This window comes from Mucilaginibacter sp. P2_D11, from assembly GCF_056404435.1.
Map to the genome: position 1 here is coordinate 59660 of NZ_JBFUEA010000018.1, position 25974 is coordinate 85633.

20 protein-coding genes and 1 pseudogene are annotated in these 25974 nt (G+C 46.6%); 14 read left to right on the forward strand and 7 right to left on the reverse strand.

All coding sequences use genetic code 11. From position 1 onward, the window contains the following. The first annotated feature begins 10 nt into the window (after positions 1–10). From AC1DXC_RS23415 to AC1DXC_RS23455, 9 genes are all read left to right on the forward strand, one after another. Positions 11–3862: a hypothetical protein gene (locus AC1DXC_RS23415; protein WP_477461600.1), complete on the forward strand. Its 3852-nt coding sequence runs from the start codon at positions 11–13 to the stop codon at positions 3860–3862. Between the two features lie 2 nt (positions 3863–3864). Then, the gene (locus AC1DXC_RS23420) at positions 3865–5103 is read left to right on the forward strand and encodes a hypothetical protein (RefSeq protein ID WP_477461601.1); all 1239 of its coding nucleotides are present in this window, start codon (positions 3865–3867) and stop codon (positions 5101–5103) included. Positions 5104–5111: 8 nt separating this feature from the next. After that, positions 5112–5678 (forward strand): TerD family protein, encoded by a 567-nt coding sequence (locus AC1DXC_RS23425; RefSeq protein WP_477461602.1) that lies wholly within the window; start codon positions 5112–5114, stop codon positions 5676–5678. A gap of 16 nt (positions 5679–5694) precedes the next feature. After that, positions 5695–6348, forward strand: coding sequence for a TerD family protein (locus AC1DXC_RS23430; protein WP_477461603.1), 654 nt, complete (start codon positions 5695–5697; stop codon positions 6346–6348). A gap of 11 nt (positions 6349–6359) precedes the next feature. Beyond that, entirely contained in the window at positions 6360–6953 is a 594-nt protein-coding gene (locus AC1DXC_RS23435) for an OmpA family protein (protein WP_477461604.1), read from the forward strand. A 13-nt stretch (positions 6954–6966) separates the two neighbouring features. Then, a complete protein-coding gene (locus AC1DXC_RS23440) occupies positions 6967–7509 on the forward strand; it encodes a hypothetical protein (protein ID WP_477461605.1) in 543 nt (180 codons plus the stop codon). A gap of 11 nt (positions 7510–7520) precedes the next feature. Further along, on the forward strand, positions 7521–8597 hold the full coding sequence (locus AC1DXC_RS23445; RefSeq protein ID WP_477461606.1) for a type I restriction endonuclease: 1077 nt from the start codon (positions 7521–7523) through the stop codon (positions 8595–8597). A 79-nt stretch (positions 8598–8676) separates the two neighbouring features. Then, the gene (locus AC1DXC_RS23450; protein ID WP_477461636.1) at positions 8677–8862 is read left to right on the forward strand and encodes a DUF2188 domain-containing protein; all 186 of its coding nucleotides are present in this window, start codon (positions 8677–8679) and stop codon (positions 8860–8862) included. A 193-nt stretch (positions 8863–9055) separates the two neighbouring features. Next, positions 9056–9769 carry a hypothetical protein gene (locus AC1DXC_RS23455; protein WP_477461607.1) on the forward strand — a complete coding sequence of 238 codons (714 nt, stop codon included), beginning with the start codon at positions 9056–9058 and terminating at the stop codon, positions 9767–9769. A 145-nt stretch (positions 9770–9914) separates the two neighbouring features. Here the strand turns inward: AC1DXC_RS23455 and AC1DXC_RS23460 are convergent, their stop codons facing one another. Together AC1DXC_RS23460 and AC1DXC_RS23465 are read right to left on the reverse strand one after the other, a co-directional pair. After that, a complete protein-coding gene (locus AC1DXC_RS23460; RefSeq protein WP_477461608.1) occupies positions 9915–10928 on the reverse strand; it encodes a PorP/SprF family type IX secretion system membrane protein in 1014 nt (337 codons plus the stop codon). Positions 10929–10931: 3 nt separating this feature from the next. After that, complete coding sequence (locus AC1DXC_RS23465) at positions 10932–18917, reverse strand: PKD domain-containing protein (protein WP_477461609.1); 7986 nt, start codon at positions 18915–18917, stop codon at positions 10932–10934. Between the two features lie 608 nt (positions 18918–19525). Here AC1DXC_RS23465 and AC1DXC_RS23470 point away from each other — a divergent pair. Further along, on the forward strand, positions 19526–19990 hold the full coding sequence (locus AC1DXC_RS23470; protein ID WP_477461610.1) for a hypothetical protein: 465 nt from the start codon (positions 19526–19528) through the stop codon (positions 19988–19990). Positions 19991–20176: 186 nt separating this feature from the next. Further along, positions 20177–20434, forward strand: coding sequence for a hypothetical protein (locus tag AC1DXC_RS23475; protein WP_477461611.1), 258 nt, complete (start codon positions 20177–20179; stop codon positions 20432–20434). On the opposite strand, the gene AC1DXC_RS23480 is transcribed toward AC1DXC_RS23475, so the two are convergent. Further along, the gene (locus AC1DXC_RS23480; protein ID WP_477461612.1) at positions 20426–20935 is read right to left on the reverse strand and encodes a peptide-methionine (S)-S-oxide reductase; all 510 of its coding nucleotides are present in this window, start codon (positions 20933–20935) and stop codon (positions 20426–20428) included. The two genes, AC1DXC_RS23475 and AC1DXC_RS23480, sit on opposite strands and share 9 nt — an antisense overlap. 48 nt (positions 20936–20983) lie before the next feature. Here AC1DXC_RS23480 and AC1DXC_RS23485 point away from each other — a divergent pair, with 48 nt between their 5' ends. Together AC1DXC_RS23485 and AC1DXC_RS23490 are read left to right on the forward strand one after the other, a co-directional pair. Further along, positions 20984–21535 carry a hypothetical protein gene (locus AC1DXC_RS23485; RefSeq protein ID WP_477461613.1) on the forward strand — a complete coding sequence of 184 codons (552 nt, stop codon included), beginning with the start codon at positions 20984–20986 and terminating at the stop codon, positions 21533–21535. Between the two features lie 36 nt (positions 21536–21571). Then, positions 21572–22216: a GIY-YIG nuclease family protein gene (locus AC1DXC_RS23490; protein WP_477461614.1), complete on the forward strand. Its 645-nt coding sequence runs from the start codon at positions 21572–21574 to the stop codon at positions 22214–22216. 6 nt (positions 22217–22222) lie between these two features. On the opposite strand, the gene AC1DXC_RS23495 is transcribed toward AC1DXC_RS23490, so the two are convergent. Beyond that, positions 22223–22492: a helix-turn-helix domain-containing protein gene (locus tag AC1DXC_RS23495; RefSeq protein ID WP_477461615.1), complete on the reverse strand. Its 270-nt coding sequence runs from the start codon at positions 22490–22492 to the stop codon at positions 22223–22225. Between the two features lie 674 nt (positions 22493–23166). On the opposite strand from AC1DXC_RS23495, the pseudogene AC1DXC_RS23500 reads away from it, so the two are divergent. Continuing rightward, positions 23167–23805, forward strand: a pseudogene (locus tag AC1DXC_RS23500) (type IV secretory system conjugative DNA transfer family protein); the annotation flags it as partial. Here the strand turns inward: AC1DXC_RS23500 and AC1DXC_RS23505 are convergent. The 3 genes from AC1DXC_RS23505 to AC1DXC_RS23515 are packed head-to-tail and all read right to left on the reverse strand — an operon-like array spanning position 23802 to position 25872. After that, positions 23802–25067: a DUF6602 domain-containing protein gene (locus AC1DXC_RS23505; RefSeq protein WP_477461616.1), complete on the reverse strand. Its 1266-nt coding sequence runs from the start codon at positions 25065–25067 to the stop codon at positions 23802–23804. The pseudogene AC1DXC_RS23500 and the gene AC1DXC_RS23505 sit on opposite strands and share 4 nt — an antisense overlap. A 28-nt stretch (positions 25068–25095) precedes the next feature. Further along, a complete protein-coding gene (locus tag AC1DXC_RS23510; protein ID WP_477461617.1) occupies positions 25096–25551 on the reverse strand; it encodes a DUF2971 domain-containing protein in 456 nt (151 codons plus the stop codon). A gap of 21 nt (positions 25552–25572) precedes the next feature. Beyond that, on the reverse strand, positions 25573–25872 hold the full coding sequence (locus AC1DXC_RS23515; RefSeq protein ID WP_477461618.1) for a hypothetical protein: 300 nt from the start codon (positions 25870–25872) through the stop codon (positions 25573–25575). Positions 25873–25974 lie beyond the last annotated feature (102 nt).

A 25974-nucleotide genomic window follows, 5' to 3' on the forward strand; every position in this document is an offset into this window, starting at 1 on the left:
CATTCTGATCATGTCAAAAACAAAAGCACTCGTTATCAAGGTCCAGTCCTCTGCCGAACCGCAAGGCGTTGAATTTGCGTGGGACAAACTGCCGCAGCTGGAGGTCTTTACAAAACTCATCCTGATCCCTGAAATCGCCGTCGACCAGCAAGGTAATTCTGCTGTGAACATTGGATCTATCGTTTCCGGTATGCCAACCGTATTTGCACGCGCTAGCCTGTTTGATAACGCGATGAACAATGTCCGTGACAAAGATGCCACCGCCTCAGGCCTGGTGCTTTTCTACAAATCGCTGCTGAATGAATGGAAAGGCTTTATCAGTTGCCTCGCTTTGAACTATAAAGACATTAGTATCCAACGGGTCGAACTCGCTTATTCCGATGGTAAGCAGGTGGCCGAGACCGGCAATATCTATGAACCGAAAGGTGCCTTCGGGAACGCGCTTTTTGAAAAAAAACCTTTGTGGTGCGACCAGTCGCTGGCCAATAACGCGAACAAAGTACCATTTATCGATATTATCTCTTACAAGGGCCAGGTGGTTGGCGGTACTTCGCCAGATTGTTTCCTCTTCACATCGGTGTCGTACCGGATCGGAGATAGGCTTCCTTTCGTAGATATCGGTACCGGCAGGTTCACCGACCCTCTAAGATCGGAACTTAAACCGGAGGAACTGTTCAAGATCTACGGTTATGCTAACCATATCCTTAAGAATATCGAATCCTTCAGAAATCATTTCGGCAAGCTTGACGGTGCGTTCCGCCCGGATTACAGCAATGTATCAGCGGTCGTAAGGGCTTGGATGGATGAAATGGTTGCGTACCAGCAGGCAAAGAATTTCGCCAAACTGGATCAGCAAACACCGCCGGAAGTAGGATCGCTTTTCCAGGAACCTTTTGCAAAACTGTTCAATTATTCTACCATCCTGTATGGGTCAGAAGGCGTGATTTCAACCGATGCTACATCAGATAGCAGCATCGCCTTCGACCCGAAGGATCTCCTCCTGGCGGACGCAACGGAGATCGTACAATTCGATTTTGGTAAGCCGGGTGTGGCAGCAAAAAATTACCTTTCTGATAAGCCTTTCCTTCTACTCAACGCCGAAACAAAAGGGCAGTCCGGTTCATATGCCTATTTTACACTGCCCCTTACACCATTGGCGCTGAATGTCTTCGGCGCGAATCTGGATGCCCTGGCAGGCCTGTCGGATACCACGAACGTGAAATCGAGGCTAACAGCTGTTTATGACCCCGATCAACAGGACGGGGAAAAACTAATAGTTCAGCTCAAGCTGATCACAGATAGTGGGAACGAGATCATCAAACAGGTTGTTTACGGCGTGGCAAGAGACACGATTATGGGAAAAGATATCCTGATGTGGCCCAACTTTATCTCCAAGCAGTGGGGCAGATACTTTCTTTATTCAGAGATCCCGCATAACGATGCCAAATTCCAGGCAACGCCTTTTGTTGGCAATGTCCATGACGATTTTTTTCGGATTGCTTTGGACAGCCAGGGCGCTCCGGTGTACCTGGCCGCTAAAGGGCGTGTCTTGAACCCGGACCTGGGATCCGGCATCTCCGCTAAACTGCATATCGCTTCGAACAATGCTGTGGCTGACAATAAATATAAATACGAAATCTATGAAAGCAACCAGCCGTTTAAAGGAATTAAGTTTTCACATGCCGGAGCTGATTGCGGTTTCGGGATCATCCGTTATACCGGGGCAATCAGCAGTAAAACCTTGCCCGTCAATATGCTTAGTTCCGCCAGGAACCTTTCACCGGCGTTTTTGGGGATAGATTTCGGCAGTACGAATACATCAGTCGCCTACTGGTCTGAAAGCGCCGGTAAAGTTTGCGGACAGTTGACACTGACCAATAAAAGAGTGTCCCTGCTTGGGAACGACAATAAAAACAATGATGAACGACCTGCTGTCGAGGATGAGATATTTTTCTTCCAAAACGATGAGATCGTAACTAACTCCATTAAATCTGTTTTAACGCTGCACGATACCAGGCGGGTGGCAAACGAAGCCGGCAGCCAGCAGGATTCCTTGTTAGCGCAATCCGTGAAAGGCGGCTTCCCTTGTTTTGAAAAGAACCTGCCGATCGATACCGCCCTGGAAAACCGTTATTTTCTCAAATATAACCGGGTAGGCAGTGCTGAACTCGTTTATAATATGAAATGGTCCACTCAGGCTTTGGACAAAAGTTATAAAACGGCTTACCTGGGTTCACTACTCCTGCATGTTTATGCCCAATTATTTATAGAGAACCATGAACCGCATTCGCTGAAATGGTCTTATCCGTCTTCGATGGGTAAGGATATGCTGAACGAATACCGTGCTATTTGGGATTCGCTTATCGCGATTAACCCGCTGAACAGTACTGTGAAATTAAAGACCTATCGTCCTTCGGACTTGTCTGATATTGGTAACACAGAAGGCAGCAGTTGGGATACACCTTCAGCGGGTGCGATTGCATGGGGGGACTCCTCTCCGGCAAACCCCTGGGCGGCACAGGAAACGCCTGTAGCCGCGGGCTGGGGCGCACCTGGACCGCAAAAAGTGGCAGAGGTCGATATCCCGACTGATAATGGGCCGATCCGTTTTGATTTCGAGGTATTGAAAGACAACGAATCGCTTTCTGAAGCTTGTGCCGTAGCGAATTATATGCTCCGGCCGAATGATGGTTACGCCGTCAGCCAGGGCGAATTGCTGCTTTGCTTTGATATAGGCGGCAGTACGACAGATATAACGGTTCTCTCGGATCTCGGCAAAGGGAAAGCAATGATCAAGCAGAATTCTATCCGGTTCGCGGCAGAACGCCTTGCGCAGGCCACTAAATATTCGCCAAATTTCAAGCGGGTATTGCTAAAGATGTGCGAACAAAAACATATTTCTATCCAAGGGCTGAATAAGGGCGAAGATAAATTTTCCGCCAGTACGGCGCCATACTATTTTGAACAGGTTGTCGACCGGCTGGAGGCCGCCGATTTCGAGGCTTTTTACCGGCTAATTGCGGCGGATTGTAAAGAAATGATGAGCGTGAACCTTTACATCACGGGACTGATCATGTTTTATGCCGGCCAGTTGGTCCACAAGCTTCGGGAGGAGATCGTTCGTTCTGATGATGCGACGGAACTGGTCAAAAAAAGCCCTCCGCGCATCAGGATAGCATTTGCCGGTAAAGGTGCACGTATATTCGACTGGTTCAGTGCGGTCGACGAAAAAGCAGCGAATGACTACTATACCCAAATGTTCCTTCGCGGCATCGGTGGCGAGGCCGTCGCCAGGCAGACAATCGTCCCTGTCTCCTTAAACCCGCTGAAGATCATTGATATCAACTCTCAGCGCGGCCAGGACAATTCTGATGTCAAATACGAGGTATCAAAAGGGTTGGCTATACCTACCAGCCAGACGCGTATCCTGGTACCTCAAAATAAGCAGGCCATCGAAATTTTGGGCGAAGAAAACTTTTGCATTGTCAAGCCGGGCGGGCAGGTGGAGTACTTAAAATCCACTAATTCCATCATCCCGGAGATGACGGAATATATCGGCTCTCACTTTCTTTACCGTGTCGAGAATGGCAAACCACCCTGCCCGCGGTTCATGGATTTTGCAGACCTTTTCTATAAAGTTGCCTCCACCATGTTCGGGCTGAAGATGACCCCTTCCGATTTCATGTTGGGTTTCGAGGACATGAATATCGAAAATTATATCAAGGCCATCCCCGAGTTCATCGAGGCGCAAAAAAGGAAAAATAACGAACAGAAGAAGTTTGATTATGTCGCGCCGATTATCATCCTCGAGGGCATGAAGTTTTTCGAAAAACACCTGTTAAAAGGCATTCAAAAGCAATAGAGATGAAATACGGCGTGGTGGTAAAAGTTTCCCGGCGTTCTGTCACTTTCTGGTATCAGGCGGAAGGGAAGCGGTTCAGCCCGCTGGCAATCAGGGGCAGCAATGAGGTGCCGCTTTATTTTTGCGTGGAGAATAACCAGATCCTGTTTGGGCAGGCTGCGCGGGATAGGTTCTATGCGCACGACCCGCAAAGCTTTGGGGATTATTTCGAGATCATCAAGGATCCCAGCAAGCACTTTGTCCTCCACAACAACCCCAGAAGGGTTAAACAACTGCTTTATTATGGTATTGAGCAGTACCTTTCTTATTTCCTGACCTCCGTTGTTTACGAAAGTGATTCTATCGAATCGCATCGCCGAACTTTACCCCTGAAATTTATTTTCGAGCCAGGCCTTGATGAGCCGGAACGGCGCCTGGTGGAATCGCTCTTCACAGAAGCGGGGTACAGGACGGTTTCTGTGGCCAGTTCCAGCGACTTGTTGCTGGAATCTTTAAAAACGGCCCGGCTGATTGGTTCAGAGCATGCTGTATTGCTCCTGAGCGGTATCGATGATACCTTATACGTGGAGTTTTACGAAAAACATTGTCTAATGCCGGCCAGTTCGCTGGCGCTACCGGGGCAGGGTGCTGATCCACGGGTCCGGATACTGGCCGGAATGATCATGGATTATATTTTGATCCAAAATCCGCATTTGGACCTGGATGCAGCCCGCGAAGCATCTGCACTACTGCACTATTGTACGGGGTTACTGTCTTCAACAGGCGCGATCATTACCGGTGACGCAGAACTAACAAACGGAGATAAATTATGGTTCCGGGTGAACTTAAAAGAGATCGATCACAGGCTGCAGTATTATCCGGGCGACCTGTCCGTAACGGCCGCTATTAGCGGCATTGTGGAGAAGTTTAAAATAGGCAGTGAACAGTTGATGGTAGTGCTTGGCAGCGGCCAGATCAGGACATCTTATTTTACGAGCCGTTTACTCAAACAATATCCATATGTTATTAGTGCCGAACCAGCACATACGGACAATGCGATCCAGCTCTTTTTCAATAAACATTCGCATACCACGGCAGATGAGCGGGCAGTGCCGCCACCGCGTCCTTCTCCGCCACCACCATTACCTCCGCCAAATGGCCGAACGGTGCAGGGCACCAAGCCGCCATTACCGCAAATCAAGCCGGCTGGAGAGCGGCCAAAATCAGTCCCGCCACCACCATTACCACCCACAAAAAAATAAAAATACCAATGGCTATACAATTACAAAAAAAAGTACCGGTTTCGATGTCTTCAGTCGGGGGCGGGTTGAAAAAACTGATCGCAGGGCTGGGATGGGACCAGGCAGTTGTTAACGGACACCCAGTGGACCTGGATCTTTCTTTATTCATGATGGGTGCAAGCGGAAAATTGATTACAGACGATTTTTTAATCTTCTACAATAACCCAAGGAGCCCGGACGGCTCCGCGTTCTATCCCGGGGATAACAGGACCGGAGAAGGGGAGGGCGACGACGAGGCGATCCATTTAGACTTTAGCATCATGGACAGCAGGGTCGAGTTCTTATACTTCGCCGTGACGATCGACCAAGCCGAAGCACGCGGGCACCATTTCGGGCATGTAAAGAATGCAGCCATACAAGTTCGCAATGCCTTGAATAATGACGTGATGTGCGAGTACCGTTTGGATGAGAATTTCACAAATGAAGATTCCGTGCTGATCGCAACGATGGTCAGGGCTGAAGGTGACTGGAAGCTGGAAGCGGTGGGACAGGCATTTGCCGGCGGGCTCGGCACACTCGTGGAGATGTATCAATAAAACAATCACAATAGCAATGACAAGTTTCAATTTAAACAAAGGAGAGCGCTTTTCCTTATCCAAAGCAGCGCCGGGGCTTTCCCTCGTGAAGATCGGGATGGGATGGGACCCCAATGACCAGCCCGGCGGACCCGAGTTCGACCTTGATGTATCAGCGTTTGCGATCGGGGCAAATTTCAAGATCCCTTCGGATTCCTATTTCGTTTTCTACGGCCAGGTCCGGATGGGGAACTGTAAAGAAGATGCCGTCGAAAAAGGCCTTTTCCGTCCGCTAACTGAAGACGGTTCGATCACCGGTGCGATAGACGACCCTGACGGGCGGCGAAGTGACGGCGATGACGATGAGGATATGCTGATTGACCTGAACAAAGTAAACAGCGGGATCGAGCAAATCATCATTTGCTGTACCATCTGCAAATACCCGAATGATAATAAAAAGGACCGCAGGACCCTTGGCCTCAATTTCGGTCAGGTGGAAGACTGTTATATACGGATCGTCGATGAAAATACCGGCGAGGAAATCATCCGTTACGACCTGAAAGAGCAGTATACTAACGAGGACGCTGTAGAATTCGGCCGGCTCTTCCGCGTCGATAATACCTGGGAATTCGAAGCCATGGGTCGCGCCCATACGGGCAGTTTGCAAACTTTAGTCGATATGTATACCTAAACCAAATCATAATGTCATTCAATTTAAACAAAAATGAGGAAGCTACGGCCTCCTCCAAAAAGCCGGGGTTCGATCTTTCCAAAAGCGAGCCGGAAGCTAAAAAGCCCAAGTACTGGCTGTTGGTGATGATTGCTGTTTTAGTTATTGGCGGCATCGCCTGGTATTTGTTCAAACCGGCTGGTACAGTAAATACTGCTGCGGAAACGGTACAGGCAGTGGCCGTCGTTCCAGCAACCGATACGGCTTTCATCGGTCCAAAGCCTGTTGGCGACAGTGCTGCCGCCATAATAGCTGCATCTTTCAAAGCCGGTTCTGTTAGGCCGAGGGGAAGCATCAGTAGCATCGTTAACACTATCCGTCAGAGGCAAAAAAACGGGTCGGCATTAAAAATAAGCGTATTTGGTTATGCCAGCAGCGAGGGGGATATCGCTTTCAATCAATCCATATCGCAGGCAAGGGCCGATGCTTACAAGAAATTGCTGATTGTAAATGGTATCGACAAAGGCCTGGTTAACGCGGTAGGAAAAGGGATCGACAACCCTGTAGCTACGAATGATACCGAAGCCGGTCGGCAGAAGAACCGCAGGGTAGAAGTTTCATTTTAACCGAAGAGCAGTCATGAAACTATTATACATCATCTGTCTCGTTGGCCTTGCTTTAAGTTCCTGCAACCACGATACCCAGATCGGGGAAAACACATTTGTTCACGAAGGGAAGATTTACAAGGTCATCGACAACGAACTGCGGGAAATCGGCGACCTGTCCGCCAAAGAGATCAAGAAATTCGAGGTGTCGAAGCCGAATCAAAAAGATTTAGGGACCAGCAGCCTGAGTTTTGTCAAACCCGGTGCCAGTACAGCGTTGAAAGCGCTTTACCGGGGCAATTATTTATACTATACCTTAAGCGTTGAAGGCATCAATGACCTGCGGGATAGTTATAACACAGGAACACTTACCATCGAATTTGTTGATGAATTCGGCTTTATCATGCATTCTACAGAAATTCCAACGGTAGAACTCACGGGATTGTTGGGGGATGATGGAAAATATGACGGTTTTGTTTATCACGGCAAAACCGAGATGAGTACCGAAATAAATACAGCAATTACCTCCTATAACGTTACCGCGAGCATTAAACGAAAATCTCTTTACGGTTACTAATAAAAATCAATATGGACTTCAAAGACCAGATATTACAACTTGCTGCACGAGTGGAAAAATTACTTCCGCAGCTAAAAACCGAGGAAGCGACCAAAAATGCCCTCATTATGCCTTTTATCCAGGTATTAGGTTACGATGTATTCAACCCATTCGAGGTCAATCCGGAGTTCATTGCCGATATCGGCATCAAGAAAGGGGAGAAGGTCGACTACGCGATCATGAAAGAGGGTGAGCCTACCATACTGATCGAATGCAAGCATCACCTTGAAAAGCTGGACCCGCACAATTCTCAGTTGTTCCGGTACTTTCATACGACAAAAGCAAAATTCGGATTATTGACCAACGGGCTGACTTACCGTTTCTACACGGACCTGGAAGAAAAGAACAAGATGGACAGTACGCCGTTCTTTGAATTCAACATCACGGAGATTAAAGAGACGGAGCTGGTAGAGCTGAAAAAATTTCACAAATCTTATTTTGACGTCGAGAGCATCACCAATACGGCCAGTGAGCTGAAGTATCTCAACGAGTTAAAAACTTTGCTAAATAAGGAAATGATCACGCCTTCAGATAACTTTGTGACCTTTTTTACCAAGCAGATCTACGCCGGAGTGATTACCGCAAAAGTTAAAGAACAGTTCAGCCCGATTATCAAGCGTTCTTTCAACCTGCTGATCAGCGATGCGATCAATGAGCGCCTTAAATCGGCTTTGAACCAGGAAAAACAAATCGATGCTGCAGAGGCAGGTAAACTGGAAGAATCTGTACCCGGCGAGCCAGCCTCCCTGATCATAACGACTGAAGAAGAGCTCGAAAGCTTCTACATCGTGAAATCGTTGCTGAGGCAACATATCGACGCCAAGCGAATCACTTACCGCGATGCGCAGTCTTATTTCGCTATCTTGCTGGATGATAACAACCGCAAGACGATCTGCCGTCTTTACTTAGGTGGTTCAAAGAACTACCTGGTGATTTTGGATGAAGCGAAAAAAGAAGTCAAGTATGAGATCCAGTCTTTGGATGAAATCTATAAATATGGAGATGCTTTATTGGTGGCTATTGCGAGGCTGGAGAAGGGGAAGAGTTAAAAAGTAAACAAATTATTAAAATCAATACCATTATGGCAAGAGCACAATATTTCGTGGTGAAACACGACGGGAATGGAAGATATCGTTTAATGGTACGCATTATGGGCCATATAAGACGCAAGCTGCCGCAATTAAAGACGCAGTGGAAGCGGCGCATAAAAAAGGGTCAGACGGGCATGATGCGCAAGTACTGGTGCAAGGCGAAAATAATAAGTTTCGCACCGAATGGACCTACGGAAATGATCCATATCCTCCGAAGGGATAATCCGTTGGACGAATTGATTTTGGAGCATACAATAAACCACGAATGAATAATTAATTATAAGTGCCTAAGGTTTTAGCTTTGGGCGTAAACCTATGACTAATCGTGTCCCTATAATTAATCTACGTTGAGGGTTTTACAAGAGATTCTTTGTTTTTAGGTCTAAAATTGTATATTGCATTAGAAAACCTAATACATGTCATCACAATCCGAACAAAAGGAGCAGGCCATTATTGCAATCCTTGACCAGCTCCGTCCTTTTGCGCCCACTTTGGGAAGTTATATCAAAAGCATCTATACAAATGATTTTGACTTTGCAGTAAAGCTTTCGAATGGCCGCATTCGTCTACCAGAAGAACTGGTGGAAGATTTTGAGCGCTCGCCGTCGATGATCAACACCGAGCGTTGCAAACTACTGGCGGCTAAGTTCGTGCCGAATGAACCGCCAATGATTGCGCCGTCTTTTCCAAACGACTCAATACCCGCGGTAGCTCAAAAAAAACCATCATCGATGAGCTGGAGAACGACCGTCATTATACTGGCCTTATTGGTCGGCGGATTCTTATGGTTTAAATCCGCGCAAAAAGATAAAACCGAAAATATAGCCCGTGTTGATATTTACAGCCAGGTCAATGTCGAAGGTAGCACATACATGGTTAACCGTCTTTTCGGCGGAATTAGCGACTTGCGGATCACGGTCACAAATAATTCCGACTACCTGGTGGATATGGTTAATGTAAAAGTAAGCTATATCAAGGCCAGTGGCGGCCTCTATAAGGATGAAATGTTGCATTTTAATCAAATTGCCCCTCACAGTACGCAAACTCTTAATGCCCCGAACAGTAACCGTGGAACTAAAGTTAAAATCAGCCAGGAATCACTGACTTGCACGGCGCTTAATATTTATTAATAAAAGCTTGTAGCGTGTATTTAAACGAGTAAAATTCGGGATTTTAAATTTTTCTGGTTCACGTTTGCTTTTGAATAGCGTAGAAACCACGAGCGCTATTCCGGCTTTTTTTAACATCGTGAATGCGTTTAAAAAAAGCAGTAACCTAATAAAAGTCATAACACTTTTTGTTTCCCTCCGTTACGCGACCGTCTCCGCGGTGCCCGGGGAAAGTCGTTTCGTAACTTAATGCGCCTTCTGTTGTCCCGGAAGTTTTTGTATAAGGCAACCGGGAAGTCGTCGCATCATGGCTCGCACCAAAACGCACTTTGTCATTGCTGCTTCCGGTGAAAATATCGAAAATCAGGGAGATAACCAAGGCATCGTTCTGCTGACCGTCGCCCCGGTACCATACGCCAACATTCACATTCCGGCGTTTGTATTGGACACCCGCACTAAAGGAATTGACGCGCCCCTGGCGGTAAAGCACAACCGAGGGGATCAACGAGGGCACATATTCATCATAGCCATTGTCCATATCGAATTTATAGCTGGCATAAGTGTTGAAACGCATGGGAAGGATCGAGGTCGCGCCGGTAAGCGTTTCGTTGGGTTTGTTCAGGTGCTGGCCGGCCAAACCAACCATGAAATTCCCTGTAACCAGGTTAACGCCTGCACCGCCGTCAAAATAAAGCTTATTGTTGAATTCTGCCAGAGATGCCCCTGTGCCACCTCCGGGAATGATACCTCCTGAATTTAATTGGTCGAGGAAAACCAGTTTGTCCATATCAATACGGCGGTTAGTGAACCCTGCCTGCAATCCGAAGGATAGTGTACTGTTGTTGAAAGTTACGTTATAACTGTAGATACCAGCGAAATTGATCTTGTTCAGATAGGCGACGCCTTCGCTGGATTTGGTGAACATTACCCCGATACCGCCATTGATCTGCGACAGGTTAAGATCAGCAGAAAAAGTGTAGTAATTCAGTGGGCCTGGCAGGCTCGACCACTGGTTACGGTAAATCATATTCATGCGCAGGTCTCCCTCGAACTGCCCGTTCAATGCCGGGTTCAGGTAGTTTGGAGCATTATAAAACTGCGAGTAAATATGGTCCTGTGCAACTGCCTGTCGGCATAAGGAAATCGTTAGGACAGCAAAGATGAATAGCTTTATTTTCATAGCCTACCTGATTAAGTGTAAAATTCCGGTTTGGGAGGGTTTATCACCCGCCTTATATTTCATGCCGTGCCATTCGGTTCCATCAAGGAAGCGGCCGCTAATCTGCCAAACGTAAACCCCTAATGGAGCAGGCTGCCCTTTCATGTCACCCGTCCAACCGACCGTCGGCGAACCGTTGCTATCGAGGGCTGTTGTTTCGAATAGCAACTGTCCCCATTTATTAAAGATGCGCAAGGAGTAGCTGACCAATCCAGCGGCCCGTACGGTAAAAGTTTGCAGTTCTGATTTGGCACTGCCGGGCTCAAAAGCATTCGGTACATATAGATATTGTTCGACTGTCGCTACTTTTACGGTGCGCGTCCGCGAGGCGGTACAACCGTCGGTATTCGTTACGGTTAATTTCACGGCGTAGGTGCCCGCCTCCTTGTAGGTATGGATCGGGTCCTTTTCTGCCGAGGTTTTACCATCACCGAAATCCCAAGCATATTTGACAACGCTTCCTGTCGTCTGGTTTTTGAAGGAAAAAGTATAGTTCGGGATCTGGATGACGCTATCCGGTGCAGCGGCAAAGTCGACCACAGGCGGAGCGGATACCGTAATGTAATTGACAAGCACGTTATTGTCCTCGCAGCCGAACTCGCCGTAAACGGTGAGTTTGACGGTGTATGGCGAGCCGGTATAGGTATAACTATGTGCCGGGTTTTTCTCGGCAGAGAAGGTACCGTCCCCGAAATCCCAAAGATAAGCGCTTGCATTGAGCGATGTGTTCTGGAATACAGGCCTTATACTGGTACAGCCTTTGAGTATATTGGCGACAAACGCTGCTTTTGGCGGATTGGCGATATTAACCTGATGCATGGCCGTATCCCGGCAGGTACCGTTAAAAGTGACGAGCCGCAGGATATAGGTGCCGGGTATTCCATAAGTATGCACAGGAATGCGGCTGCTTTGTTCAGGACTGCCGTCGCCAAAGTTCCAGGTATAGCTGCTTGCACCGGTCGTGTTATTCGTGACTTTAATATCCAACTTTCCATTACAGCTTACGGAGTCAGCAAGACTGAAGTCGGCAATAGGGCTTGGGTAAGTCGAGAACGTACTGATGGTACTATCAGTCCCGCAGCCATAAATATTGCTGGTGACCAGTTTTACCAGGTAAGCCTTATTCGGTTCCGGAAGCGTAATTTGGGGCGTTTTGTCCGTGCTAACTAATGTATTGTTTACGTACCATTTGAATCCGTCTGCATATTGTGAGCTGTTATTGATCTTTAAGGAAAACGGCGCACAACTGATCGATGCAGGCACGGTGAATTTCGCTACGGGCAGCGGATTGAATTGCATGGTATGCTCTACCGTATCCGGGCATCCAATCGTGCTGTAAGCAATCAGCCTGACATGGAAGATATAAGGTAATACAACATTTCCCGGCGTATTAAAATTGTAGTTGAGGTCTTTTTGTGCCGAGATATAAGCACCGTTCACATACCACTTATAATTGACAAGGTCATTGCCCCCGTAGGTGCTTCCGTTGACGAATTTGACCGAGGCGGTGTTTCCGCAGATTACAGAATCCGCAACGGTAAACCGTGCGGCAGGCGTTTCGGTTACGCGTACCACCTGCGTTGTTGAATCGACGCAGCCGCTTTGATTATAAGCCAAAAGCTTCACCAAATACAATCCCGGCTTATCGAAGTTATGCGAAGCCGCGTAGCCTGTGGCAGTGTTATCGTTACTTCCTGCATCACCGAAAGACCAGGAAACGCTGGGTGCGTTGGCCGGTGTGCTGCTCACGGTTAGGCGGAAAGGAGCGCAATTCAGGGAAGCCGAGTTGCTATTGAACGTCGCAACCGGGAGTGGCAGGATAGTAATCGAGCCGCTCACGGTCCTGCCGCATGTCGCGCCGTTCGCTGCATTTTGGACCGCAGTTACTTTAACGGCATAGGTGCCCAGTTTGGCATAAACGTGTGTCGGATTGAAGTCGTTGCTGGTTGTACCGTCTCCGAAATCCCAGCTGTAGTCGAAAGAAGAAGCGTTAACCGTCGTGTTGACAAACGCAGCGGCGTTGCCTACGCAATATTGTAGTTGGGCAGGATGGAAACTCACGTTAGGCTGGGCCAGGACAACAATGGTTTGCGTTGTGCTTTGCGTGGAGCAGCCATTAGACGCGGTCAGCTTTACCACATACGTACCTGGGACGGTAAATGTATGAAAGACCGATTCCGGTGCCGCAGTGGTCGTTGCAGTATTACCATCCCCAAAATCATATTTAAAGTTATTGGCACCTGTAGAATTGTTGTCAAACTTGACGGCAAATGGCGCGCAACCGAACTTGTTATCGCCGTTCACCACGAGGTTAGCCTTTACGCTGTTCGGGTAAACCACGATCTTATAGAAGGATGAATCCTTACCACATTCATTTTCTGCAACCAGCTTCATAATCAGTGTATCCGTCTTCAGTGTCGTGTAAGTATATTGTATCGCCTGGTTGTCCGATTGTACGATTTTATCACCGTTGCCAAAGCTGAAGGTGTAGCGGTTCGGTAAGCCGGTAGATTGGTTAGTGATATGTACGGTAAATGGTGAACAACCAATGGTTTGGTCCGGCGTAAATATGGCCTTAGGGCGCGAACGTACGGTTACAGAATCCACAAAAGTGGTATTGCTGCAGGCAGTTGATGCGGTTAGCGTGATCTTGTACGTCGTATCCCTTCCGGATGGATTTGGTTGGAAGACGACCTGTCCTGGCTGTTCCAGGGAAGATGTTTGGCCGTCTCCGAAATCCCAGTGGTAGGTTGCACCACCAATCGGGGCAGAGGTATTGGTAAAACGGGTCAACAACGGCCCGCAAGCTCTGGTTTGATCTTTGGTGAAAGAAGCGATAACGCTTTTGGTAGTTGTGAAGGTCATGGATATGCTGCTGGCATCACAACCGAATTTGCTGGTAGCTATTAATTCTATGGTTACGTTGCTGCCGTCTGTTTGGATGGTATAGCCTGGGAATGCCGAACCCGTACCGATAGCGGTGCCATTGGCATACCACTGGTACTGGGAATTCAATTCGTCGTGCGGGATAACCTTGATAGCTTTGGAGAGGTCGAAAGGGATACATCCTTTCAATGCGGATGCGCTGAATTCAGCCTTTGCATTTGGGTTAACCGTGACGGTAACAACTGCACTTATGTTTTGTTGGTTCCCTGTGCACATGGCGGAAGTAACAATGCGGCGATAGTAGGTCGTCGATGACAGGGGCGGGGGCTGGTAACCCTGGCCTGTGGCATTAGCGATATTGGTCCAATTGCTTTGATCGCCGCTTTGCTGCCATTGGTACTGGTAAGTTCCGTCGCCCCCTGCAGGCAGGCTGCCGTTCAAAGCGGTCACCGGCTTGAGAATACAAACCTGCTGACTGGCATCGATCACATTATTACTGATAGCCGGTAGCACGATCACTTGCACGGTGCCGCTGGCCAGGCTACAGTTGCCGGAGAATACCAGCCGACGGTAATAGGTCGACTGGCTGGGCAAAACGGTTGAATTTTGTTGGGTTTGACCGCTAACACCCGACCAGGTATTCTGATCAGTACTGCTTTCCCAGGCGTAGGTATAGTTGCCGCTTGCACCGGAAGGTAAGCTGCCACTAAGCGTTGCCGGCTGGCCAACACATACAGTGGTCGTACCAGGAGACAACTGGTTGGTTAGGGGCAAGAGATCATGGATGGTAACCGTTGATGCGGAGAAACCGCAGCTGCTGCTGGCAATCGTCCAGGTCAGGGTATAGGACTGGCCGGGCAGTAGCCCGCTTACTGTTGCATTGTATGCGTGGGCATCCGGGCTGAAGGTCAACCCGTTCCCTGTCCAGGTGCCGACAAACCCCGCGCCGGGATCATTGCCTTGCAGCCGGGTTTGTGTTTGGGCACACAGGGTTTGATTACTTCCTGCTTTCGCCACTGGTGCCGTCGAATTCAGGGTGATGGCAATGGTATTACTTGCGAATTCACAAAGCCCGTAGCTTTTCACTTTACGGCGATAATAGGTGGTGGCAGAGGGCGCCACGTTTAGGCTGGCTTGTGTCGCCCCGCTAATCGTTGCCCAGTTACCGGCACCGTCCGGCGAGCTTTCCCAGGCGTAGGTGTAGGTTGCCGGGAGTGTATTCAAGATATCGCCGCCGGATAAGCTGGCTGTGCTGATCGTCGCAGATTGTCCCGGGCAAATGAAAGGCGCATCGGCCTTTACCGTATTGACAATGTCGTTTAAGACGTCGATGGTGACAGGGGAGGTGCTTGGGCTACAGCTGCCGTTGACAATTGTCCAGCTAAACTGGTAGCGTGCGCCTTGTGTAAGATTGCTCACAGTATTATTCCCAGAGTTTGCTGCTGAAAAGGTGCTTGCAGGCCCGGCGGTCTGCGTCCAGGTACCGGTTCCTGTTACAGGCACGTTTCCCTGTAGCGTATAGGTCGTATTGCAGGTCTTATCGTTGCTGCCGGCAAGTGCTGTGGTGGGTTTGGCGTAAACGGTCACTTTATAAGAGATGGGTACGCCGCTGCAGCTCTGTCCCTGGTAAGTATATTCCGGGGTTAAAGTAACTGTGCTGTTAAGGTCCGAATTTCCTGAATTTACCGCGGAAAAAGAAGGGACCTGGCTGCCTGTCCCATTATTCAATCCGACCGACGAGGAGCTTACCCAACTGTAAACAACGGTGCCGCCTGGGAAGGCTGCTGCGTCATTTACCAAAGCCGTAGCCGGGTTGGTGCTCCCGGCGCAAACCAGTTGGTCGCTGACGGCATTGACCGAGATCGTCGGCAAAATAGTTATTTTAAAAGACATCGGTGTGCCGGTGCAGCTAGCACCGCCGGATGTATATGTTGGGGTAACGGTGATTGTCGCTGTGACAGGGGCTTTCGTAGCGTTATTTGTGGTAAAAGACGGCAAATTACCTGAACCCGTTGCGGCCAGCCCGATGGCGGTATTATCGTTTGCCCAGGTAAAGGTCGTATTTAGCGTGGGGCCAAATGCAATGATCGCCGATGGGGAGGCATTGCAATAGAGCTTATCGCTTATCGGGTTCACAACCGGTTTGGGGTTTACCGTAACCGTTACGGTGTTGGACGATGCATTACAGGTACCACCGAAAGTGGTCCTGCGATAATAGTTTGTTACCTGCAAGGATGCGGGCTGGTAGTCTATCCCGACAGCACCGTTTATTGGTGAAAACGTATTATTATCGACAGAACTTTCCCACTGGTAGGTGAAGCTGCCGCTAGCACCGGATGGCTGTTGTCCCTTTAAAAACTGCGGAACATCTCCCGGACAGATTGTTTGATTGGCACTGATATTGAAATTACTTAAAGAACCCTGGACCGTTATCTTAACAGAGTTGGAAGTGCTGCTGCATGAGCCGCTGGTTACCAACCTGCGGTATTGCGTCGTAGTCGTCATATTTCCGGGGCTGTAACCGACAGCGGTTGCTCCGGTGATATCAGACCAGCTGGCCCCGTCTGCTGACGATTGCCATTGGTAAGTATAAGTACCGCTGCCGCCGCTCAATACCGAAATGGATTTTAACGCGGTTGCTGCTGTATTAGCGCAAAGGGCCTGGTCGCTTCCAATCGTATTATTTTCGATGGCAGGGTTTACATTTATTGTTATAATCGTAGCAGGGCTTGCACAGTTGCCGCCATTACTTTGGGTGACGTAATATTTTGTGGCGCTTGCTGCGGTCGTTGCCGGCGTGGGCGCTGTAGTGCTGCCGCCGGTTAATGCAGCGTTGTTGTACCAGGTGAGTGTATTCCCGGCAGATGCGTTTGCTGTAAGTTTGGTCGGTATATCGTTAATGCAGTAGTTAATTACGGCATCGGCAACCGGGGGAGCAGGTATCGGATAAACCGTAATCTTAAAAGTGGCGGGCTGACCGGGGCAACTGCCATTTGTCGGCGTAACGATTATGTTAGCCACTATAGGGGTTAAGGTGCTATTGATAGCTTTAAAACTCCCTATATTCCCGTTACCAGAAGCGGCAAGCCCGATGGCAGTTGAACTGTTAGTCCATTTAAAAGTGGTACCTGCCGAGCTGGTGAAATTAAGCGGCCCACTGAAAGCACTCGCGCAAATTTGCTGGTCAGCCGGAGTGGTCACTGTTGGGGTTTCGTTTACGGTTACTGTTTTGGTTTGTGTCGTTGTTCCGCAATCGTTGGTTACGTCGAGTTTTATGGTATAAATGCCAGCTGCTGCAAAGGTTATCGGGCCAGGGTTGGCTGCAGTCGACGTTGATGGAGCAGCACCCGTCATTGTCCATACATAGGTTGGTGTGCCGGAGTTACAACCGCTAACAACAGCAGCTGGCGTATAGCTGTTGCCCTGGCAAATGCTTGAACCTGACGTAATGGTTACGGAGGGCTTGCTTTTTACAATAATGGTCTTGTTTATCGTTTCGGTACACCTACCACCAGGCGCAATCGTTGTTAATTTTATTATGTAGCTACCGGCATTGGTAAGCTGTAGCTCTGGGTTAACGGAGTTTTTGTTGGTGCCGTTGGCAAACCCGTTATAAGTTGAAGAATTGCCTGAACAATCTACATAAGTTACCGTCCACAAATATTTGTTATTACCACAGATGGGTAATGCCGATGTGTTGGTAGTTTTTACTGCTAAAGGCATACAGCCTGTTGCATTATCCACATTGAACGATGCTGTCGGGATCGGATTAACACAAACTGTTTTGAGGATAGAATCCTGGCCGCAATTTGGGTTGGCAGATTTTAACTTGACCGTATAGCTGCCGGCAGTGGTGTAAGTTAGGCTGATTGATTCGCTCCCCGATTTTCTTAAAGAAAAGTTAGGGTTGTTCGGGTTTTTTCCCAGGTCGCCGGAAAACGCGTATCCTGATGACTGGAGGATTTGCCAGGTAAATTTGTTGGGAAAGCTTGTGCCATCTGGTTGGATATAGTAGTCGTCTGGATTGGCATTTGTGAAAGTTTGCGTAGTACCCACGCAAACGGAATCAGCCGGGGAAGTAGTGATTTTAGCGTTTGGCTTGGCAGAAACATAAATGGGCACAACCGAGGCAGAAGTAGTGCCGCATGGATTTGAAGCTTTTATAAATGCGGCAAATGCATTGTTGTAAACTGTTGGCCCCGCAGTTTGGGTTTCGCCTTTTGAGCTACTAAGAAACGTGTGCGAGACAGTATCCGGCGGTGTATTGTATATTTTCGAAAAACCATCGCTATAAGTCACTGTGTAGGTAGTACCTGGCGGGTTGTCGCCATGCCCTACCTGGAAGGTAAGTGTGCTTCCGGTGCAAATAGAGTTATTCCCGGTGGTGCCAAATGTTATTGCAGGTGTGCCGCCAACAAACACATGGTAAACTTCTGTGTCAGTACAGCCATTTACCCCGGTAACGGTATAAGTTAAAGTGTAATCGCCTACGTCGAAGGCATGAGTGATTTCAGCTGGGAAAGCATTGCTATCAAAATTTGCGCTGCCATCACCCCATTTAATGGTGTAATGGCTGTTGGAAGTAGTGCTGAAATCGGCGAAGGTTAACGTTGACCTGACACTGGCGCACTCTTTAAAATACCTTAATCCATTATAGTCCCCCAGATTGTTTCCTGCCAATTCGGTACTTGGGCGTTGTAAAGTCGTTACATTCTGGCTGGTTAACGCAGTACAGCCCGAATTGTTCGTAACCGTTAGTGTTACGCGGTATGTCTGTGAGCCATTTCCCGCATTCCCTACAAACTTATGGCTTGGGTTTTGAACAGTAGACGTGTTATTACCTGTGCCGGAATTCGGGTCCCCAAAATCCCATTTATAGGTGAGCCCAGTCCCGGTGGAGGTATTCGAGAACGACATAGGGCTACTCGCGCACTGGTTGTCGGCTGAATGGGTAAAGCCAGTTACCGGGACAGCCAGTACTGTTATCCCTATGGCCGGATAAATTTCCGGTACGTTCGCAGTAGTCACCGTAAGGCCATAACTCCCCGTGGTATTTACGGTCAACGTTGATGCAGTACCTGCCGGTGCAGCTATCGCAACGTTATCCTTTGTCCATTGATAAGTAGAGCCAACTGGCGGTGAGGGATTCGCCCTAAGAACCAGAGAATTCCCCTGGCAGATCGTTGTGCCGCCCGTCGAAGTAGTAATTGCACCGGCAAATCTAAAACCCGGAAAATAAACCTGTAAGCTATTGGCTGTTGCGAGTACGTGACGAAAAAGTAAAGGTTCTTCAGCGTTTGAGGCCAAACTGCACCCGAGAAAAAAAACAGTGCTCCAAAATGAGCGCCTAAGTAAAGCAATTACCATGAAGTACGATTTAGGAGACGATAAAATGGTAAAAAAGATTACTTACACACGCCGCAGGTTTTACCCTCTTTAGCACAGCGTTTACAGTATTTGCAATTTTTGCAGGCTTTACATGGGTTATCGCCGACGCATGTCGCGACGCTGCGTCGAGGAGTAATTACGGGTTTGATATCATGGGCGCTGACCAGCATGCCGGCAGCAAGTAACAGGAGGATAAGGTATTTATTCATTGTGACAAGGGTTATAATGCTAAATGTAGTTAATTATTCTTGATTTGATTAAAAGAACATTCCTACTTTTACCCTGTGACCGACCTTAACGAATATGAATGTGAAATGCTCGACGCGATGCTCGAAGCTTTCGGGATACCCGACAGCCTGAGCAGGAAGCAACTGATGACTTTATTTGATGAGGACGAGGCTTCCGCTTTTGCCATGGTCCAAGTGTTGGTACGGGAGGAACTGGTCGCAGAGGTCGGGAATCACGGTGATTACGACCTGCCTGAAATGCTTGTCCTGAAGCCAAACGGGGAGAAGTTCCTCAAGGCGGGAGGTTTTCTGCGCCGTTACCGACTGGAACTGGAGAAACCAGTGCCAGTTAACAGTGTGCGATCCAAATTGCAGCAGCAGGTATTGAAGCTCCAGGACGAAAAGCTGGTTCATCAAAAAAAGATTGCCCGGTTGCAGCGGATGCGTTATCTCTGGTGGGCGTTGATATTGGCTGCGCTGCTGATAGGCTGGTTTGCGGGTCGGGCGATGAAGACGATTTAACTTAACAGGCAAGGAAACGGATAAAGACATTTCAAAACGGGTGGCTCAGTTAAACGAGCAAGTTACGGCTTAAAGGACGCAGATCGATACGCTGGAAAAGAAACCTGCGGTGAACTTGGTGGTAGTTGCAATTGTGATTGGGTTGGTTATTGGCTATTTGCTAAAGGGCCTTTAAATATAGATAGGATGAATTCAAAAATATTTTCTTTTAAGGTGGAGGGCATTAGGCTCGAACCTCGTGATGAGCAATTAAAATTAAGCGAAAGTTTTGACCGCAAAGCCATCCTCGCGCCGTTGAAAGAAACCTTTGAAGCGGAGAATTACAAGGTCGATGAGGCGTCATTGAGTTATAAAATCATAGACGACCAGCTTTTTATCCAGGGCTTGGCGGTGGAGAATGAAGCGCCGAAAACGGTTGGGTTTAAGTTTGGGAAGTCAGAGTGATTTGATGTGGGTTTCCTTTTCCGGCGCGAGCTGGCATGCGAACTTGCTAAGCAGTATTTTTAACTTCGGGCTCACGATATTCTGGCAAAAAAGCTTTGCTGGGTCTTTGTAATAATAGTCGAGATAGTTTTCGTCATTGAGCCTAAAGATTTGAAAGGGAAGCACTTCGGTGATAATCGGCTCGTTGAAATCAGCCTGTAGATCTTTTATCGCCTGTTTCGCAAATTGTAGTTGTTCGTCGTCGAAGGTATAAACTGCCGAGCGGTATTTGCCGCGCATAGTATGTACGGATGTGCAGCTATGGGTATGCAAGTGGACGTCGATCAGCATTTCCAAGTTAATTCCTGCGGGATTAAAATGCACAATGACGGCTTCAGACGGTACGCTGTTTTCGCCATAGGAGCTGATCCACCCTTGCTCGACCTTGTAGACGCCTTTGAGCGACCGGAAAATGGCTTCCGTGCACCAGTGGCAGGAACCGCCGAAACCGATTTGTTGCATGCGGCAAATTTAATAAAACGGCACCGTTTTTGAACATTCAGCGCGGAAATGAGGAAGCAGTTAAAGCAATGGATCAAGAAGCAACACCGGGATCAGATCATCCGCAGAACTAATGAGCTATATTTTAACCACTTGGTGTTTGTTGCCGAAGAAGCTGGTGTTTTTAATCGTTTATCATATGAAATTGGATTGTGCCATGATCTGTTGGAGAAAACGCGGGTAACGGCGGACCAACTATATGAAGCTCTATTAGGCTTCGGTTACCGGGAAGAATCGGCTGCACACATTACTGGTTGCGTGGTGGAACTGACGGATGTTTACACCAAGGAAACTTACCCGTATCTAAAGAAAAAAGAACGGAAAAAGTTGGAGATGAATCGCCTGGCAACCATTAGCGCGGACGCGCAGACCGTAAAATACGCGGATCTGATATATAATATTCAGTGGATGAGGGCCTACGACGTGGAGGGTTTGAGTAAATACTTACGCAGGAAGCAAAATCTGTTATCGACTATGGAAAAAGGAGATGATAGGCTTCGGGCAGAAGCATCGCTTTTGATAGCAACATCATTAAAATCTTTATCTACCACTGCCAGCTGAAATAGTTATTACCTTGATTGAAGTTTGCAATCAACAATGGCAATTTGTCTGAAACTATATCTACTAGAACTGGCTGGCGGCAAATATTATGTTGGGCAGTCAGACGACCCGCATTTCAGATTCAGCGAACACTTGGGAAAAAAGGGTTCTCAATGGACGCGTTTGCATAAACCGTTACGCATATTGATGATACGCGAAATTTCGGTAGAAAGCCTTGCTGAGGCAATGCTCCGCGAAAATTGGTTGACGCTGCAGAATATGGAGCGTTTCGGCTGGGAAAATGTCCGGGGTGGCGATTTTACGATCGTAGAAGCTTACCAGCTCAGGGGTAAACTGGAATATATTTATGATTTCGAGCAAAATAAAATCAGGTACTATGTGCCGGATTGCTGTTACCTGTTCGGCAAAAGCGATGCTTGGCATGTCTATGTGCTGGAATTGATGAACGGCCGGTTTTATATTGGCAGTTCTAAACGCCTGGGAAAGTGCTTGGGTGAACACTTTAACGGGAATAGCATCGACTGGACACGCGATAACCCCGTGCTGAAAGTTGTTGAACTGGTGACATTAAAGCCTGGTGAGGGGACTGCATCGATATTAAAAAACGAGTTGGTCATGCACTATATTAGCCTGTATGGCTGGGACAACGTCAGGGGCGGGCAGATGCCACCGAGACGCTGAGCGGGTTTATCCTATCTTGGTCTTTCCGTTCAAGACATCAATAATTTCCTGCTGGCTATAATATAAAATACCACCAATTTTTGTCGGTTTCAATGTTCCGTCCAAACGCAATTTATGGAGTGTGTTTGGAGAGATTTTGAGCATATTTTTAACTTGGTAGCTTTTTAACCATCTCGTTGGCTCATCAATAGGACGCCCCAGTAGGGCCTTAATTTCTTGTAATAACTTATTTCCAAATATTTCTAAATCTTCTTTTGTTATGATTTCCGCTGCCATATAAATCTAATTACTGACCGGCAAAGAAACGGTTCTAAAGAAGGGTAAATAGGTGGTTTTGAGGTTGGAAACCATAAATATATATCAACCGATTTTCAATGCTTTTCACCAATTAATTGATTGTTTATACAAATCAGTTCAATGTGTTGATTTCAAGTATTTTACGTATATTTGTATATACTCATTGAGTGGCGTATACCAAACCGCATACCTCGTTTGAGAAACGTTTTATAAGTGATTAAATATCAGATATTTATAGGAAAAGGTTCGAATCCTGCCATCCCGACAAAAAGCGATACCAACCAGTATTAAAACCCTGTAAATGTCTCATTTACAGGGTTTTTTGTTTTATTCAAATCCTTTTCAGTACACACTATTCCATGCTTTATGCGAACAAAAAGGTGAACAAACTTCATTTTTTAGATTTGTTCGCCATGAATTATCTAACGAATTGATGTACAGTTAATTATATCAATAAAATATAGACTAAAAAAGACGCATTCAGATCACTTTTTTTTCTTTCCGGTGAACGGTTTTGGCCATAACAGTTCAAAATATTTTTTTAATTAATCTAAAATCTGGAAAAGATGAGGACAAGCAACACATTCGGAATTCACTTTATTTTAAGGGAAAACCGTGGAAAAAATTGACTATCAGCTATTTACATGCGGATCGTAATATCCCTTTATGTGAACCGCATTAATAAATTGGTTAACCGGAAAAACCAACAAAAATGCAGCCTTATTTTTGATGAGTTCCCTACCATTTACTTTAACGGCATCGACAACCTCATCGCTACGGCACGTTCCAATAAAGTAGCGGTGACTTTAGCGGTACAAGATTACAGTCAATTAAAAAAAGACTATGGCCGTGAGCAGGCCGAAGTGATCATGAATTTTGTAGGCAATATTGTTTGCGGGCAAGTTACGGGCGATACCGCCAAACAATTATCTGAACGCTTTGGTAAGATCAACCAGGTCAAAGAGAGTGTGTCTGTCAACAGCAGCGACACCTCCGTCAGCAAATCCACCCAGTTAGATTACGCCGCACCCGCTTCAAAAATAGCCGGGCTATCATCGGGCGAGTTCGTTGGCATGGTCGCCGACGATCCTGCGAATAAGATCGACTTCAAATCTTTTCATTCTGAGATACAAAACAACCATGAGGCGATAAAGTTAGAAGAGCAAATTTACCAGAACATTCCTCCCACGCGCGTAATCAGCCAAGCGGAAATAGCGATGAACTATCAAAGAATTAAACAAGATGTTAAGACTTTTGTGTCGATTTTAGTTGAGCATAATATTAATCACTAAGATTCTACATCCAAAAACCATCTATAGTCGTAGGCTTGACCTTTTTCCATAGCGTAATATTTCCCGTCTTTATATTTTATAAATATATGCTCTACATTGGTCAAATAAATGAAGCCGTTTTTCATTTCAATGATTCCCTTATGACGTAGTTGCTGTATAAAAGCACTCAGGATAATATTATTAGCTCGTAAATAATCATTTAAGCCATCAATTTGAAAGCTATGAATCGATTTTTCCGTCAATAGTCTTTTAACTATTTCATATTCCATTTCATTTAATTCTACCGGATCATTGGGATTAGCATAAAAATCCCTTGCAGAAAAAGCACTGGGAAAATCGATCATTTGCCATCCTTGCATGGTATCTGTTTTTACAAATCTCGCGCCTAGCAGAATATGCATACCTTCTTCCACAAGGCGGTCATTAAAAACTCCGTAGCCTAAATTAAATCGTTTCATTAGCCGGTACCAGATCATATCTATCAGGGCAGAAACCGGGTTGCTATTATTTGAGGCATAAAAAGGCCAGGTATCATCAATCATTATCGGATTGCCAAATGGCATACCATTACATTTCAACAATGAATTTTTCCCGCAAATGACCATATCCGGGAAATTGCACGGCTGGAATCCCGATTTACCTATACTTTTGTCGACCAGTTTGTTAATAGATAATCTGAGGCTATCCTCTGTTTTGAGTCCATCATAAGCGAAAACGATTTGCAACGGATTAAAAGCGTCGATCATAATGTTATAATAGGCGTACCGCTGCGTAGGCGTATATTCATTTAAATCACTTTTTCTGGTGACGCCGTAAAGCGTTGAGCAAAACGCCTCATAAATCATTTCCTCATGGTATGGCTGGACTATTTCCTCATCCGGAAGCTCATCAGGCTTGATCGAGTTAAGTTTACCGATGGCGTCTTCTATTTCATTAGTAAACAGGTTCTTTTTGATTTCTACAGTAACGATCACATTTGCTTTATCATAGATATAGTGTCTCGTCCGGGGTAGCCGCTCTCCTTCGCCGATAACCAACATACAATCAGTTTGGCTGCTTAACGTGTTGTCCGGCAACCGTATTTTGCCGGATACAACCCTCAGATCAAGGTCAGGAATTAAAATTTTCTCAAAAACTTCTTTCGTAAGTTCTTCATACATGTCACCGATCATCGTCGGATGGTCGACAAATAGATAGGTCGAAAGCACCTCTTTTTCGACTTCGACGAACTTCTCAATAAGGGCAGCAAGGGTTCTTATCATTATGAATCGAATATGGGATGTGAATCACTTAATATTTGGGCAGTTTTACCATTGAAGATTCGACGATTTTAAAATTTATCTGATATTTTTCTAAAATAGCTTGTAAATCATTTTTATAAGCGCTGTCAGCATATGGTGAAAGAACCAATTGTTTAATGCCCTTATTGTAATCAAAAGCAACGGCAATGCCAGATTCAGGGATTTTTACGCCAAACTCTGCCGCTATGCGTAAACTAATGATAAACCTCACTTCATTTTCGTAAGCATAATTTTTTCGCTTATAGAGGAATGGTGTTAGAAATCCATAACGAGTATCCATTTCCTGACTTTCATAGTCAATATATTTTACTTTAGCCACATTAATGGTTTCGGCTTCGTAATCTGACTCAATTTTATAGGGATCTATTGAAGCAAGCAGGTCGTTAACAGTTGATTGAATGGCTATGCCTTTTTGGTTGCTCTGGTAATTAAACCACATCGCCATATTTTCAATGGAATTGAAATGTCAGCAGCTTATTTTAGCATATTTCTGTAAGGGAATAAACGCATTTTCCAGGTCCCGTAATTGGTGATTAATTAATGCGGGATCCTTTTCAAACCGTTCAATATTTGCCCTTCGTTTCAAATATTCCTTTTCGGTAATAGCACCTTCAAATAGATCATTTGTAGAAAATTGCTCGGCTGTAGCAAAGTATAGGGCGCTGTCTTTCAAGATGCGTTCAAATTTGTCAAGACTGATATAGCGCCAAATAGGAAGATTAAGCTCGTTTTCAGCAATAAATTCCTTTAAAATAGCAAAACTCATAAGTGGGAAAGTAAAAGGTGCGATTAAGTCCTGTGTTTGAGAAAATAAGGCCAAAGATAAGTTACTGGCGATTAATTTACTATCTATAAGTAATGTCCTTTA

Coding starts and splice junctions, on each gene's coding strand:
- AC1DXC_RS23415 (WP_477461600.1), top strand. CDS start 11: ATGTCAAAAACAAAAGCACTCGTTATCAAGGTCCAGTCCTCTGCCGAA.
- AC1DXC_RS23420 (WP_477461601.1), top strand. CDS start 3,865: ATGAAATACGGCGTGGTGGTAAAAGTTTCCCGGCGTTCTGTCACTTTC.
- AC1DXC_RS23425 (WP_477461602.1), top strand. CDS start 5,112: ATGGCTATACAATTACAAAAAAAAGTACCGGTTTCGATGTCTTCAGTC.
- AC1DXC_RS23430 (WP_477461603.1), top strand. CDS start 5,695: ATGACAAGTTTCAATTTAAACAAAGGAGAGCGCTTTTCCTTATCCAAA.
- AC1DXC_RS23435 (WP_477461604.1), top strand. CDS start 6,360: ATGTCATTCAATTTAAACAAAAATGAGGAAGCTACGGCCTCCTCCAAA.
- AC1DXC_RS23440 (WP_477461605.1), top strand. CDS start 6,967: ATGAAACTATTATACATCATCTGTCTCGTTGGCCTTGCTTTAAGTTCC.
- AC1DXC_RS23445 (WP_477461606.1), top strand. CDS start 7,521: ATGGACTTCAAAGACCAGATATTACAACTTGCTGCACGAGTGGAAAAA.
- AC1DXC_RS23455 (WP_477461607.1), top strand. CDS start 9,056: ATGTCATCACAATCCGAACAAAAGGAGCAGGCCATTATTGCAATCCTT.
- AC1DXC_RS23460 (WP_477461608.1), bottom strand. CDS start 10,928: ATGAAAATAAAGCTATTCATCTTTGCTGTCCTAACGATTTCCTTATGC.
- AC1DXC_RS23475 (WP_477461611.1), top strand. CDS start 20,177: ATGAATTCAAAAATATTTTCTTTTAAGGTGGAGGGCATTAGGCTCGAA.
- AC1DXC_RS23480 (WP_477461612.1), bottom strand. CDS start 20,935: ATGCAACAAATCGGTTTCGGCGGTTCCTGCCACTGGTGCACGGAAGCC.
- AC1DXC_RS23485 (WP_477461613.1), top strand. CDS start 20,984: ATGAGGAAGCAGTTAAAGCAATGGATCAAGAAGCAACACCGGGATCAG.
- AC1DXC_RS23490 (WP_477461614.1), top strand. CDS start 21,572: ATGGCAATTTGTCTGAAACTATATCTACTAGAACTGGCTGGCGGCAAA.
- AC1DXC_RS23495 (WP_477461615.1), bottom strand. CDS start 22,492: ATGGCAGCGGAAATCATAACAAAAGAAGATTTAGAAATATTTGGAAAT.
- AC1DXC_RS23505 (WP_477461616.1), bottom strand. CDS start 25,067: ATGATAAGAACCCTTGCTGCCCTTATTGAGAAGTTCGTCGAAGTCGAA.
- AC1DXC_RS23510 (WP_477461617.1), bottom strand. CDS start 25,551: ATGGCGATGTGGTTTAATTACCAGAGCAACCAAAAAGGCATAGCCATT.
- AC1DXC_RS23515 (WP_477461618.1), bottom strand. CDS start 25,872: ATGAGTTTTGCTATTTTAAAGGAATTTATTGCTGAAAACGAGCTTAAT.